This is a genomic window from Paratractidigestivibacter faecalis, from assembly GCF_003416765.1.
GTDB classification, from domain to species: domain Bacteria; phylum Actinomycetota; class Coriobacteriia; order Coriobacteriales; family Atopobiaceae; genus Paratractidigestivibacter; species Paratractidigestivibacter faecalis.
Genome location: NZ_QSNG01000001.1, coordinates 1,598,059 through 1,610,990 on the forward strand (window position 1 = coordinate 1,598,059; position 12,932 = coordinate 1,610,990).

Sequence of the window (12,932 nt, forward strand, 5' to 3'; positions counted from 1 at the left end):
CTTGGGGGCTTGCATGGCACTGTCCACTGTGGTTGTTATGAGGCATGGGGAGAGCACGTGGACGGACGCCTCGGTCAACAGGTTTGCCGGATGGGTGGACGTGCCGCTGACCGAGCGAGGACGCGCGCAGGCTGCGCACGCCGGGGCGCTGCTCAAGAGCGCGGGACTCCGCCCGGACGTCTGCTTCACTTCTCTTCTGCGACGCTCCATCGTGAGCGCGCAGATCGCGCTGGATGCCGTAGACCGGCTCTGGGTTCCGACGGAGCGCACCTGGAGGCTCAACGAGCGCCACTACGGCGCCTTCCAGGGACAGACCCGCCCGGCCATGCGAGAGCGCTACGGCGAGAAGCTCTTCTCTGCGTATAGGCGCAGCTTTGACGTGAGGCCGCCCGAGATCGACGCGGCGTCGCCGTACTTCCAGGGGCACGACGAGCGGTATTGCCCGGACGGGCTGGATGGCGCCGACCCGTCACAGATTCGCGCGGAGTCGCTGGCGGACGTGGTGGTAAGGCTGCGCCCCTGGTGGCAGGCGCGCGTGGAACCGCTGGTTGCCGCGGGAAGGACTGTGCTCATCGTCACCCACGGGTCCGTGGTGCGCGCCATCAAGAAGGAGCTCGAGGGACTCAGCGCCAATGAGATTTCCCAGGTCAACATACCCACCGGAGTGCCCCTGACCTATGAGTTCGAGTGCTCCGGGAGGCAGGGCGAGCGTCCCCGCGTCATAGGAGCCGGTAGCTACCTTGACCCCGACGCTGCCCGCGCCGGCATCGATGCCGTCAACCGGCTGGGCAGCGCCCAATAGGACGTGAAGGCCCAGCGCCTCGCCGCCGCAGGCCGTTGCAAGCCAGAAAGCCTCCACGACGGAGAGCCTCGCCTCGCCAAAGCCGCGCAGGCGTCGCGATAGTACTCCGGGTTGGCCTCGGGGTCGTCCATGACGGTCTTGCCCACCAGCGCGCGCCTGGACACCATCCGCCGCTACGCAAAGAGCCTGGGCGCCAAGCTCGTCATCTCATTCGAGTGGCCCGACAAGACCATCGAGATTGGATAGTGGGCCGGAACCGGGGGCGTCACTCCCCCAGCGACTTCACGAGCGCCTTGCCGATCTCGTGCGGAATGCCCGTGACCAGCGCGTTTCCCATGCAGAACGCGCGGTGGCCATCACTCATGCCCGTGTTTGTCCACCCCCGCGGAAAGCACTGCAGCTGGTCAAGCTCGTCGGGAACAAGACGACGTATAGTCAAACGCAAGGTTAGCCATTTTGAAGCAAGCTGATGCGAGGTTGTAGCCATGTATTTCGAGACAATCGAGAGCTCAATTTACTGCCCCTCGTTGCGCAGAGCCGAAAAGCTCGTTCCCCCGGAATTCCTCATCGGGTACAAGTGGTTCAAAGATCATGAGGGTGAGCATCTCGAAAGGCTGCCCTTTGCGGACACCCTGTCAGAACCTCTCCCCATTACGCTTGTAAGGCAATCGGGTATTCACAGCCCCAGCGAGAATATGGCTACATACAAGGACCCAAGGCACCACTATGCCCTTTCTGTCCATACTTCCAAGCAGAGCCGTTATGCCGATCAGCCTATTTTCAAGTTGGATGACAATACTTGGATCCTTGATTACGAAGGCCACTCAGGGGCAGACTTGTCTCAAAACTACAACAAGCTTCTAGACAACTGCCTAAGAGATGGGGTTCCCGTCGGCGTCATAACCGCAGAAGCAGGGGAAGGCTATTGCGTTCGCGGCCTCGCTTTTGTCGAAAGCCACGACATACTTACTAACCATTTTATCTTGCATGGTTCCGTCAATGCCAGCACTGAAGCGGCACACCGCTTTGATTATCCCGACGTCTCTGGAATAGATCAAAGTGATCTCGCATCACTTCGCAATGCAGCCGATCCGGCCGAGGAACCCGACCAAAGAATCCGAGAAACAATCGAACACATTCGTCGAGAAGGCCAGCAGAAATTCCGCAGTTCTTTAATCGACGCCTACGAAGGGGAATGTGCCGCAACGGGGACCAATGTACAAGAAGTTCTTCAGGCGGCCCACATTGTGCCCTATCGCGGGTCATGCTCTCAAATTGAAAGCAACGGTATCCTTTTCCGAGCTGATATTCATCTGCTATACGACTCTCACCTCCTGTCGGTCGAGCCGGACACTCACCGAATTCGCTTGTCGAAAAAAATCGTCAACTCCAGTTATTCAGCTTTAAGAAACCGCAAAATTCGCATTCCGAAGGACAATGCGCTAAGGCCAGACGATCATAGGCTGGCCCTCCATTTTCAGCGCTTCTCTTTTGAGAACAGGGAGATCGGATTCGCCTAGCGTCACCAATGCATCCCGTTCGGCATCGTGACGCTTCATGGCCTCAGCGCGTGGCCTTTGTCATACCGAACTTGATGAGCCAGTCGATAAGGTCATCCATCTCGCAGCGAACAAACTCGCGGCACCACTCGGGGCATTCTTGCTCTTCGCAACCCTTGCAGTCCTTGATCATCCTCCAGATCTCTCTTCGGGCCTTAATGTGAATCGGCGACATAAATGCCATGCTCGGCTCTCCTTTCTTGGGAAACCGAGCATGGCATGATCAACGCCTCGCAACACACGCTACTCGGCGATCCGATCAAAACGCATGATCATCCTTGATGCTCCATGAACTACAGAACCCCGCATCATGGGCAGTCCAAAAGCGTGCGTCCAGGAAAACCGAGCTGGGCATGCGGAGGCGAACACCCAGCTCGGAAACAGCAGTCAAATGGACGAGAAAACCGACCTGGGCATTCACGTGGGAACGCCCAGGTCGGTTTTCTTGGCAGCTCTTGGCGGGGAGACTCCGACGGTCCCAACGCCCCGCCCTTCTCGCCTACAGCAGAGCCAGCGTTCTTGCGCAGTTCTTCTCGACGCGAGGAAGAAGTCGGTCGCTTAGTTCAAGGGCACCGGGGATCCTTGTGGCGCACGCCTCCTCAAAGACCTCCTCCATAGCCTGAGGAATTGATTCCGCAAGTCGCCCCATCTCTTGAAGACACGCATCTTCAGTCATACCCACCTCCGCAAGGCGCTCTCCAAGCTCGGAATCATTGGCACCAGCGTAACGGCGTATGGCGCCTTCGCCCACGCGTCCAACGCGATTCTCGCCACCTATGGACATCGCAAGCCTTCCGAAATCCTTGGTCCGGTCATAGGCAAGGCCAGATGCCACGTCGTACAACGGCGCCAGCACCGAGCCGTTTGCCGTCAGGAGAAGCGAGTAGTTCTTTGCGTGAGCGTCTGGAGCGCCAATCAGGCAGTTGAAAAACAGCATACGAGTAAACAAGAGGAGACTGACGGAGGACGAGTCGACGTCCAACAGCAGCTCAAGAATGTCCCTTGCCGTCGGACCGCCGTCCGAGGTGTACTTCTGGTCTGGCATTACCCCCAAGGCCTGGCAAAGATCCTCTTGGTGAAGCCTTTTCACGCTTTGCCCCTGAGTCAGCCGGTCATAGCGAGCCACTATCAGAGCAGGCTCTCCACCAAAGAACCGATATTCGACTTTTGCAGTTGGAATCCCCACCTTTGAGGCGGTCCTCATGCAAATGTATTCGTTCAGCGCCTCTAGCTTGAAGCCTTCCACGCCGTTCTTGAAGATATGCGTCGTAGGTGCGGACCCCAGGCACTCGCACCAGCGGCCATTCCTAAAGGCCAAGGCAAACTTTCCCTGGTTTCCTCCCAGAGACCAGCTCTCATCACGGCCCATCCACGTGGCGTCATAGTCAGTCCTTATTGATTTCAGCTTTGATGCGACTTCAACATCGCTGACCTCACGGTAGTCCCCAGGCCTACCAACAACTGCATCTACAGCATCAAGAGCGCAAAACTGGACTGCGCCCGGGCAGTCCCGTCCAATGACCGATAGAAGCGCAACGGGGTTATTCGCGCTAACACCACTCTCTTTAGCAATTGCGCGCCGCTGTCTCTCGGAGTCCGGTAACAGGCCAAAGAGGAACGGACGGACGACACTCTGACCGTATGCGCGGTTGGATAGCGGCATGGCAGCGGACAAGGGCACGCCCGAGTAATCTGGACTGTATTCAAACCTCATTAGCCCATTGCGATTCTGGCTGAGGATCCCAGCCGGTTTACCGCAGATGAGGACCGCAAGCTCAGCTTTACTCATCCAAGTTCACCTCGCCACCGACAATTGGGGGGAGGATGCCATCCTCATAGCCATCGGCAGACAACAGAGCCCTTATCAAATCGTTATAGCTTTGATTTTTAGGGTCCGTTTTAGCAGGATCGGCAGCGCTAGATCTTTTCTGCTTTGATGCGGCCTTTTTACCAGAGGCCTCTCCAACGTACAGGCCCAGGCCAAGCGCGGAAAGCACAGAGAGCAACTTGTCTAGCTGGACTCCGGCCGAGTCCCCCAGCTCAAGTGATGCGAGCATTCGCTTGGAAACGCCCGCATGCTGCGCAAGTTGGTCTCTCGTGAGGCCCCGCTCCTCCCGCGCTTGGCGCACGTAAAAGCCGGCCTGTCTGGGAATGGTTATCGGGCGTTTGTCCACCATGGCTCCTTATAGTGCAGAATTTTGCATGCTACTATAAAGTGCAATATTCTGCACGTCAAGGGATAGTGCAGAATATTGCATGCGGTAGTCTTTCTCGCCTAAAGCGCGCGAAGGAGGGGCATGAGGTAGCGCGCGACGCCGGAGTCATCGCAGCTTGAGGTGGCGTGATTGGCTGCGGCAACGGCCTCGGGGAGGGCGTTTGCCATGGCGACGCCGTCGCCGGCGGCCTCGAGCATGGTGACGTCGTTGCTTGCGTCTCCAAAGGCAACGGTGTCAGCCACGTCAACGCCAAGGTGACCGCACAGCCAGCGCAGACCCGCACCCTTGTGAGCGCTCACGTCGGTGACCTCGACATTGCAGGGCAGCGAGGAGGCGCGGCGCAGGGAGGCGTCGGCGTCAACGGCGGCCCAGACCTGGGACTTTGCTTCTTCCGTCATAAAGAAGACGTTTACGCGGCAGACGGTTCCGCAGGCGGCGAGCAGCTGATCGAGCGTGCCGTCAAAGGGCACACGGATGGACTTGAGCTGGGCGCGGGAAGCCTCGTCAACGGGCATCTCGTCCAGGTAGTGCCAGCGGTCGGCCAGGGTGTAGACCTTACTGTCCGCAAAGATGTCGAAGGTTACGGGAAGGTCCTCGACCTGGCGGTAGAGGGCGCGAACGGTTTCTTTGTCTATGCCGACCTCATGCAGAACGCTGCCGGCGTGGACATCGCAGACGAGGGCGCCGTTGCAGCAGACCGCATAGTTGACGCTTGGGTGAGAGACCATCTGCTCGGGAATGCCGTTGACGTTGCGGCCGGTGCAGGGCACAAACTGGACGCCCTTCTGCGCCGCAAGGTCCATAGCCGCCAGATTCTCGGGCGTGATTTTCTTGGCAGAGTTCAGAAACGTGCCGTCCATGTCAACGAATACCAGCTTGAGCATGCAATTCTCCCCTTGCGATTGGTTGCGGGAACATCATAGCGCGGCAGCAACGCCAAACTTGCGGCCACAACCAGGCTGCAAGGAAGAGCAAGCTGCGAAACGGCTAACTTGCAGGCGCCTCGAACGACCCGGGAGGTCGAGAGTCGCCAAACCCTGCGCAGAAGTCACCTTCGTGCGAGCAATTTGCCAACGGTTGTGCAGAAGTGGCCTTCGTGTGAGTCCGTTTGTGGGAGAGCCGACGGAGGCCCGACGCTTTTATGCAGACGCCCGAAGCGCACAGCCTATCCACCTGCGGTTTCCCGTAAGGCATATACATTGGATTATTGATATCTCGCCCAGGCGGCGAGAACGGGCTCACACGAAGGCCACTTCTGCACACCGCGACCCAAAGGACTCACACGAAGGGCAGTTCCGCACACAACCCTACGAGAACTTCACGCGATCGACGGCGGTCACGCGGTTGAGCGGGACGTTGCCATCCTTGAAGGCGATGATGTTGTCCACCACCATGTCTCCCATGCGGCGGTTGGCTTCAAAAGTTGCCGATCCAATGTGAGGCGTGGTCAGGACGTTGGGCAGGTCAAAGAACTTGGAGAGCGTCGGCGGCTCGCGCTCGTAGACGTCAACCGCATAGCCCCCGAGCTTGCCCGACAGCAGCGCCTTCTCCAGCGCCGCCTCGCGCACAATGCCGGCGCGCGCGGTATTGACCAGCAGTGCGCCATCCTTCATGTGCCTGAGCTCACGAGCACCCAGGAGGTTCTGCGTGGCGGAGGTAAGCGGCGCATGGATGGTCACAATGTCCGACTTTGCCAGCAGGTCGTTCAAGCTGGTATAGAGCAGGCCATAGCGCGCGGCCTCGTCGCGCTGAACAATGTCGTTGCCCAGGATGTCCATGCCAAAGCCCATCGCGCGCCTGGCCACGGCCATGCCAATGGACCCGACGCCAATGATGCCAATGATCTTGCCATAGAGGCTGCGACCAGGAATCTTGTTCCAGACGCCGCCTTTGAGCTGATTTACGGACTGCGTGACCATGCGAGCCAGGTCCAGGATGAGGGCAAACGTGAGGTCGGCCGTCTCTTCCCTGTTGGCGCCCGGCGTGTTGGTAATCACAATGCCGCGCGTCGTGAGCTCGGCAAAGTCGATGTTGTCAAAGCCTGCGCCGTGGCGGGCCACCATGCGCAGCTCGGGCAGGGCGCTGATGGTGGTGGCGTCAAGATGGTCGTTGCCCAGAACGAGCACCTGGGCACCCTCGCCATGACGGATTATCTCCGCGGGCGTGAGCGGTCTGCCGTACGGGTTGATGCGGACCTCGCAACCCGCTGCCCTCAGGCGCTCGACGGGTTCTTGCTCAAAGATGCCAAAGGTCGCGGCGCACGAGGCAACGACGAACTTGCTTGACACGCCGTGACTCCTCTCAATTAGATATCTTATCGTGTTATTTTACGCCCTCGGGACACCGCGCGCCCTCAAAAGGCGAGAAGGCCGGGCACCGCCTCCCCCGACGGCACCCGGCCCTCCGCGGCAGGTCAACGCCGGCCGCTTACCTCGTCTTTCCTACTGGATGACCGCACCGGTCTTGGCAGAGCCAACCTGCTTGGCGTAGCGGGCCAGCAGGTGACCGCCGTTCTCGTGGATGACAGGCTTCCAGTCCTGCTTGCGGCGTGCAAGCTCGTCATCGGAGACCTCGATCTCGATGAGGTTCTTGTTGAGGTCAACGTGGATGACGTCGCCATCCTGGATAAGGGCGATGGGGGCACCGTCAAGCGCCTCGGGGCAGAGGTAGCCCACGGAGAGGCCGCCGGAAGCGCCCGAGAAGCGGCCGTCAGTGATGACGGCGGAGTTGGGAATGCCCTTCATGATCTCCGTCACGCGGTGGAGCTCCTTCATGCCGGGACCACCCTTGGGGCCCTCGTAGCGCACCACGACGCCAGTGCCAGGCTTGATGGCGTTGGCGTTGTAGGCGGCAAAGGCCTCCTCCTCGGAGTTGAAGACCATGGCCGGACCGCTCCAGACGTGCTGGTCGGCCGGCACGGCGCTGGTCTTGACCAGGGCGCCCTCGGGAGCCAGGTTGCCATAGAGCACCTGGATGCCGTTGGCAACGGAGGCCGGGTCGTCCTGGGTGCGGATGACCGAGCGGTCGATGTGGATGTCGCCGGCGAGGTTCTGGGCCAGGGTCTTGCCCGTGACCGTCATGACGGAGCCGTCAAGGTCGCCCTCGATGGTCTTGAGGACGGCGGGCACGCCGCCGGCCTTGTAGAGGTTGACGCAGGAGATGTCTCCGTTGGGCACCACGTTGCAGACCACGGGCGTGTGCGAGGTGGTCTCCGCAACCTGGGTCCAGGTGCACTCGAGGCCAAGCTCGTGGGCCAGGGCCGGCAGGTGGATAAGGGCGTTGAGCGAGCCGCCGATGGAAGCAAGGAGCTTCACGGTGTTGTCGATGGCACCCTGCGTCATGATGTCGCTCGGCTTGATGCCGCGACGCACGAGCTCGACCACGGCGGCACCCGTCTGACGCGCGGAGAAGCGACGCTGGCTCGTGGAGCTGGGCCAAAGCGCGCCGTTGGGAAGCATCATGCCGAGACCCTCGGTGAGGCAGCCCATGGTGTTGGCGGTGCCCAGGAACGGGCAGATGCCCGGGCCGGTGTAGTACTTGAGGGTGCCCTCGATGACCTCGCGCTCCGTGGCCTCGCCACGCAGGAAGCGGGCGCGCAGGGCCTTGGACTCGGACGGCTTGATCTCGTCGTAGCACGGGCCGGCGGTCACCAGGGCGGCGGGCAGGTTGATGCGGGCCGCGGCCATGAGCATGGCCGGAACGATCTTGTCGCAGCTGCCCATGTAGACGACGCCGTCAAAGCAGCCCTCGCCGACGATCATGGCCTCGCAGGAGTCGGCGATGATCTCGCGGTGCGGCAGGCAGTAGCGCATGCCCGCGTGGCCCTGGGCCACGCCGTCGCACATGCCGATAGTGTTGAACTCGATGGGCTCGCCGCCGGCCTCGAGGATGCCCTTCTTGACCTCGGCAGCAAGCTGGCGGAGCGGCTCATGGCCCGGGCAGACCTCATTCCAGCTGTTGGCGATGGCAATGAGGGGCTTATCGGGGTTCTCCAGGGAGTCAATGGACACGCCGGCGGAGGCCAGGTGCGCCTTGGAGATTGCTCGCTGGAAGGGCTCGAGCTTGTCAATAGCACGCTGCATTGCGCGTAGTTCCTCTCACTTAAGTGCTTGGTAGCAGTCGGGCGGGCGCCGGGCCTGCCGGCACCCGCCCCGGTTGAATCAGAAGACGCTCGCGGCGAGAACTACATCTCGTCGTACTCGGCGGCGTAGGCCTCGATCTTCTCCATGCCGATCTTCTTCTCGACGAGGAACCAGACGGCGGCGAAGATCACGATGACCACGGGGACCACGATGACGGCGTTCTGGGAGATGCAGCTCCAGAAGACGATGGCGGTCTGGGTCAGGGACGGGCCAGCCATGCAGGCAATCTGGCCGTCGAAGGACAGGCCGGTGCTCTGGGCGAGACTGGTGAGGTACGGGGCGGCAAAGGTGCCGGCGTACAGGATGGCGGCCATGACCGGGATGGAGATCAGGATAGAGCGGAAGACGTTGCCACGGCAGAGGGCGACGACGAGGGCCACGCGGAAGGTGACGACGGCGAGGTCGGCAAGCGGCATCATGCGGTTGCCCGGCAGGATGAAGGCCATGAGGATGGTCACGGGAATCATGATGAGGGCGGTGGTGATGACCTCGGGGTTGCCGACGACGACGGCGGCGTCAAGGCCGATGGACAGGCCGTTGCCACCGAACTTCTCGGAGGTGAGCTTCTGGGCGGCGGCGGAGATGGGCATGAGGCCCTCGACGAACATGGCGGTCATCTTGGGCATGAGCACCATGACGGCAGCGACGTTGACGCCGGTGAGGAACGCCTTGTCCACGGGGAACAGGGCAAGGCCGCCCATGGCGATGCCGAGGATGAGGCCCAGCATCATGGGGTCGCCAAAGACGCCGAGGTACTTCTGGACGGACTTGATGGAGAAGTTCAGCTTGTTGAGGCCCGGGATGCGGTCGATGACCCAGTTGAGCGGGGCAGCGACGATGATGGAGGACGTGTAGGAGATGGTGGGCAGCGTCACGTCAGGAATGCCGAAGAAGTGCTCGATGAGCGGGGCGGTCCAGTCAGCGAACTTCAGGGTCATGATGGCGGTCATGGCGGTGGCGATGAGGGCCCAGACAATGTTCTCGGTGACGTAGTAGACCAGGATGCCGGCGATCATCATGTGGTGGTAGTTCCAGATGTCGACGTCCATGGTCTTGGTGGCCTTGAGGACGAGCATGAGGATGTTGATGCCAAGAATCTCAAAGACCAGGAAGGCGACGATCGGAGAAGCCCAGGTGATGGACGAGATGGCGCCCCAGCCCACGTCAGTGACGTCGAGGTTCAGGCCAAAGTTGGTGACCATGGCGGAGGCAGCCGGAGAGACGGCGGACTTCAGGAGGTTGACCAGCAGGTTGATGCCCACGAAGCCGCAGGTGATGGTGATGCCGCTCTTGAATGCCTTGGAGAGGGGCAGACGGAAAATCAGGCCGATGATGGTAATGATGATCGGCAGCATGACGTAGGAGCCAGCGTCGATAAGCGCCTTGAACGCGCTGAGGAGGACGTCCATGTACTTCCCTTCTTACGTGTGGAACCGTTCAAATTGCCAGGCGAGAAGTGCGTCGAGAAGCACGCGCTTCTCGCCAAATTGCCGTGCTAGTCCTGGAGGGCAGCGACGATCTTCTGGAGCGTGGGCTCCTCGTTGATGCCGGTGAGCAGGGAGATGGCCATGATGCAGGGGGTCTTGATGTCGGGGTCGGAGAACTTGCCCGTGGTGACGACGAGGTCGTAGTCGTCGGCCTTGTCGTGGAGCTCGATCATGCGGCACTGGGTGACTTCGATGGAGACGCCGTTGGCGGCGCAGTAGTCCTTGACCTTGGAGGCCACGACGGTGGAGGTGGCAACGCCGTTGCCGCATGCGATGATGACGCGCTTCTTAGCCATTTTGGTTCCTTTCCTTGTCTGGCTTATCTAGATGAGACGAGGGGCCTGTCCCCTCGTCTCATTTGCTAGCAGAGGTGGGGCTCAACAAGAGCGAAGGCCTCGTCAGCGGTGTTGGCCTCGATGACCTTGGCGACGAGCTCCTGGTCCTGGACGAAGGCAATGACCTTCTGGAGCATCTCCAGGTGGGCATGGGCCTCAGTGAGGGCGAGCATAACCACGACGGAGACCTTGCAGGTCTCGTCGGGCTCGTCCATCTTGTGCCAGTCGACGGGGTGCTTGAGGACGGCCATGCAGAACGCCGCCTTGTTGACGTTGGCGACGTCGCAGTGCGGGATGGCCACGTTGAGGCCGCTCATGTCCAGGGCCGTGGGGAAGTTTGCCTCACGGTCGACGATGGCCTGGGCGTAGGTGTCCTTGGCGTAGCCCTGCTCGGTCAGGATGCCGGCAATGCGGCGCTCGACCTGCTCGCAGGTGAGGCCCTCCTCGTCGATGAGGGTGACCAGGTTGCTGTTGAAAGCCAGATCTGCCACGTTTTTCTCCTTTGGTTTAGCGCCGCCCGCGCGGCGCGTGACTGCTTTTGGGCCGAGACGCTACCAGTTGACCTTGGCCTCGAGGTTCTTGATGGAGGCAGCGAGGTTTGCGGAGTTGCACTCCTGGATGTCCTTGGGATCAAAGATGCCGGAGCCGATGCCCGCGTACGTGGCGCCCTTGTCGAAGTAGGACTGGACGTTGTCGGCGTTCACGCCACCAACGACCATGAGGGGCAGCTTGCCCAGCGGGGCCTGGACGGCCTTGATGTAGTCGGGGCCAAGCTGGCCGGCCGGGAAGACCTTAACGATGTCGGCGCCCTTGTCCATCATGAGCTGGATCTCGGAGGGGCTGAAGGCGGACGGAACGGTGATGACACCCGCGGCCTTGGCCTCGGCGAAGATCTCGTCGCTGAACATGATGGGAGAGAGCATGAACTCGGCGCCGGCGGCGATTGCGGCCTTGGCGCGCTCGACGGTAGTGACGGTGCCCGCGCCCACGTGCACCTCGGAGCCAAACTCCTTCTTTGCGGCGGCGATGCTCTCGGCCACGTGCGGGGAGTTGCTGGCAACCTCGATGGAGTTGACCTTGGTGCCAACCAGCTGCTCCACCACGGACAGGACCTGCTTGGTCTCATAGCCACGCAGAATGACCGTCACCTTGGGAAGAATGAGCTCGCTCATGCATGCCTCCAAATTGCACGTCTTGGAACGGCCACGGGTGGTGCCCCGGGCGCGTCGGGACCTTGTCCCCTCTTTAGACATCGCGATAGTAGCTTGCATATTCCTTCATTTCAAATTGATGGTTTGCACACTATTTCTACATATTCTTTCAAGGGAGGACATACGATGGTGTCTGCGATTGTTTTACTGTCATTTGCTGGTTAAACGACCATAACTGAGTGATATGCGCCGTAAACCTTGAGCTGGTTGTTTGTCTTTCTGACTGCTTTTATCCTTGCGAGGGGCAGAATCGGCATGGCTGAACCGTTGGCATTCCAACCGTTGCGCAATTGCTTTTGCATATTTCTGAGCCTAATTTGGATATTAAAGCGATTTCAAAGACCATTTCTTCACTTCTTCAACACATTTGCTCCAACATCAGGCGCCGTTGAACTAGTATTTTCTCGTCAAAGACGTCTTTTGTCATGCGTTTCCGCAGGCCAGAGTTGGTACCAGGAGGTTGTCATGCGTTTCTCTGAGATTGTTTGCGAGCTCCGTGCCAAAAAGAGCCTCTCTCGCGAGAAGCTCGCCAAGAAGATTGGGGTTTCCCCCGACGTGATTGCCGCCTGGGAGGAGGGCACCCAGTACCCCGACCAGGAGCATCTGCTGCTCTTGGCGCGAGCGTTCAAGGTACGCATCTCCGATTTGGTAAACGAAGATCGCGAGCTCATGCTCAAGGTCATCGACGGAACTGAGACGCAGGAGACCGTCATCATGGCCGGGCTGTCCGTACTTCTGGTCATCTGCGCCGGTGCCCTCGTGGGGATTCAGCACGTGGACGCCAACCTTGTGGGCACCGCGTCCCGCGTGACCGAGGTGCTTCTGCTTGTTGGATTTGCCGCGCTGGCCTTCATGCGCCGGACGCCCAACGCACGGCGCGCGGCGGCGTTTCGAGACGCCATCGAGGCTGCCGAGGGTTCCGAGCAGGGCCTGCTCAAGGTCACGGCCGGCAGAAACACGCGGCTGGTAATTGCCCAGTTCATTTTGGGAGCCATCATCGCCCTTACGCTCATCGTGCTTCTGGGCGTGCTTATGCCCGAGTCCCAGCTCCCGTGGGTCATGCTGTAGGCCAGCCTCGGATCGGTTAACTTGCAAGCGGTTCGGGCAGCCCAGGAGCCCCCAAGGCGCCAATCCCTACGCAGAACTTACCTTCGTGTGAGCCATTTGCCAACGGTTGTGC

The 12,932-nt window shown here is 60.4% G+C and carries 14 protein-coding genes; 3 read left to right on the forward strand and 11 right to left on the reverse strand.

Features of this window, described 5'->3' with window-relative positions; all coding sequences use genetic code 11:
- Positions 1-13 precede the first annotated feature (13 nt).
- Positions 14-802, forward strand: coding sequence for a 2,3-bisphosphoglycerate-dependent phosphoglycerate mutase (locus tag DXV50_RS07120; RefSeq protein ID WP_117205540.1), 789 nt, complete (start codon positions 14-16; stop codon positions 800-802).
- Between the two features lie 265 nt (positions 803-1,067).
- On the opposite strand, the gene DXV50_RS07125 is transcribed toward DXV50_RS07120, so the two are convergent.
- Positions 1,068-1,289 (reverse strand): DNA cytosine methyltransferase, encoded by a 222-nt coding sequence (locus tag DXV50_RS07125; protein WP_231996087.1) that lies wholly within the window; start codon positions 1,287-1,289, stop codon positions 1,068-1,070.
- On the opposite strand from DXV50_RS07125, the gene DXV50_RS07130 reads away from it, so the two are divergent.
- A complete protein-coding gene (locus DXV50_RS07130) occupies positions 1,288-2,322 on the forward strand; it encodes an HNH endonuclease (RefSeq protein WP_117205541.1) in 1,035 nt (344 codons plus the stop codon). The genes DXV50_RS07125 and DXV50_RS07130 overlap by 2 nt on opposite strands.
- A gap of 43 nt (positions 2,323-2,365) precedes the next feature.
- Here the strand turns inward: DXV50_RS07130 and DXV50_RS07135 are convergent, their stop codons facing one another.
- The 10 genes from DXV50_RS07135 to DXV50_RS07180 all read right to left on the reverse strand — a co-directional run bounded on the left by DXV50_RS07135 (position 2,366) and on the right by DXV50_RS07180 (position 11,713).
- Entirely contained in the window at positions 2,366-2,545 is a 180-nt protein-coding gene (locus DXV50_RS07135) for a hypothetical protein (RefSeq protein ID WP_117205542.1), read from the reverse strand.
- A 315-nt stretch (positions 2,546-2,860) separates the two neighbouring features.
- Positions 2,861-4,150, reverse strand: coding sequence for a type II toxin-antitoxin system HipA family toxin (locus tag DXV50_RS07140; protein WP_117205543.1), 1,290 nt, complete (start codon positions 4,148-4,150; stop codon positions 2,861-2,863).
- Positions 4,143-4,535, reverse strand: coding sequence for a helix-turn-helix domain-containing protein (locus DXV50_RS07145; RefSeq protein WP_157966988.1), 393 nt, complete (start codon positions 4,533-4,535; stop codon positions 4,143-4,145). Before DXV50_RS07145 ends, DXV50_RS07140 begins: the two co-directional genes overlap by 8 nt.
- A gap of 101 nt (positions 4,536-4,636) precedes the next feature.
- Positions 4,637-5,461 (reverse strand): Cof-type HAD-IIB family hydrolase, encoded by an 825-nt coding sequence (locus tag DXV50_RS07150; RefSeq protein WP_117205545.1) that lies wholly within the window; start codon positions 5,459-5,461, stop codon positions 4,637-4,639.
- A 423-nt stretch (positions 5,462-5,884) separates the two neighbouring features.
- Positions 5,885-6,865 (reverse strand): phosphoglycerate dehydrogenase, encoded by a 981-nt coding sequence (locus tag DXV50_RS07155; protein WP_117205546.1) that lies wholly within the window; start codon positions 6,863-6,865, stop codon positions 5,885-5,887.
- Between the two features lie 153 nt (positions 6,866-7,018).
- Positions 7,019-8,659, reverse strand: coding sequence for a dihydroxy-acid dehydratase (gene ilvD, locus DXV50_RS07160; protein ID WP_117205547.1), 1,641 nt, complete (start codon positions 8,657-8,659; stop codon positions 7,019-7,021).
- Positions 8,660-8,760: 101 nt separating this feature from the next.
- A complete protein-coding gene (locus tag DXV50_RS07165; RefSeq protein ID WP_117205548.1) occupies positions 8,761-10,128 on the reverse strand; it encodes a PTS galactitol transporter subunit IIC in 1,368 nt (455 codons plus the stop codon).
- An 86-nt stretch (positions 10,129-10,214) separates the two neighbouring features.
- Positions 10,215-10,502: a PTS sugar transporter subunit IIB gene (locus DXV50_RS07170; RefSeq protein ID WP_117205549.1), complete on the reverse strand. Its 288-nt coding sequence runs from the start codon at positions 10,500-10,502 to the stop codon at positions 10,215-10,217.
- A 65-nt stretch (positions 10,503-10,567) separates the two neighbouring features.
- On the reverse strand, positions 10,568-11,032 hold the full coding sequence (locus DXV50_RS07175; protein WP_117205550.1) for a PTS sugar transporter subunit IIA: 465 nt from the start codon (positions 11,030-11,032) through the stop codon (positions 10,568-10,570).
- A 60-nt stretch (positions 11,033-11,092) separates the two neighbouring features.
- Positions 11,093-11,713 (reverse strand): bifunctional 4-hydroxy-2-oxoglutarate aldolase/2-dehydro-3-deoxy-phosphogluconate aldolase, encoded by a 621-nt coding sequence (locus tag DXV50_RS07180; protein WP_117205551.1) that lies wholly within the window; start codon positions 11,711-11,713, stop codon positions 11,093-11,095.
- Positions 11,714-12,217: 504 nt separating this feature from the next.
- Here DXV50_RS07180 and DXV50_RS07185 point away from each other — a divergent pair.
- The gene (locus DXV50_RS07185; protein WP_157966989.1) at positions 12,218-12,820 is read left to right on the forward strand and encodes a helix-turn-helix transcriptional regulator; all 603 of its coding nucleotides are present in this window, start codon (positions 12,218-12,220) and stop codon (positions 12,818-12,820) included.
- The last annotated feature ends 112 nt before the right edge of the window (positions 12,821-12,932 follow it).

Excerpts from the sequence above, each read along its gene's own strand:
- DXV50_RS07120 (WP_117205540.1), top strand. The coding sequence starts at position 14 with ATGGCACTGTCCACTGTGGTTGTTATGAGGCATGGGGAGAGCACGTGG.
- DXV50_RS07130 (WP_117205541.1), top strand. The coding sequence starts at position 1,288 with ATGTATTTCGAGACAATCGAGAGCTCAATTTACTGCCCCTCGTTGCGC.
- DXV50_RS07125 (WP_231996087.1), bottom strand. The coding sequence starts at position 1,289 with ATGGCTACAACCTCGCATCAGCTTGCTTCAAAATGGCTAACCTTGCGT.
- DXV50_RS07135 (WP_117205542.1), bottom strand. The coding sequence starts at position 2,545 with ATGGCATTTATGTCGCCGATTCACATTAAGGCCCGAAGAGAGATCTGG.
- DXV50_RS07140 (WP_117205543.1), bottom strand. The coding sequence starts at position 4,150 with ATGAGTAAAGCTGAGCTTGCGGTCCTCATCTGCGGTAAACCGGCTGGG.
- DXV50_RS07150 (WP_117205545.1), bottom strand. The coding sequence starts at position 5,461 with ATGCTCAAGCTGGTATTCGTTGACATGGACGGCACGTTTCTGAACTCT.
- ilvD (WP_117205547.1), bottom strand. The coding sequence starts at position 8,659 with ATGCAGCGTGCTATTGACAAGCTCGAGCCCTTCCAGCGAGCAATCTCC.
- DXV50_RS07165 (WP_117205548.1), bottom strand. The coding sequence starts at position 10,128 with ATGGACGTCCTCCTCAGCGCGTTCAAGGCGCTTATCGACGCTGGCTCC.
- DXV50_RS07170 (WP_117205549.1), bottom strand. The coding sequence starts at position 10,502 with ATGGCTAAGAAGCGCGTCATCATCGCATGCGGCAACGGCGTTGCCACC.
- DXV50_RS07180 (WP_117205551.1), bottom strand. The coding sequence starts at position 11,713 with ATGAGCGAGCTCATTCTTCCCAAGGTGACGGTCATTCTGCGTGGCTAT.
- DXV50_RS07185 (WP_157966989.1), top strand. The coding sequence starts at position 12,218 with ATGCGTTTCTCTGAGATTGTTTGCGAGCTCCGTGCCAAAAAGAGCCTC.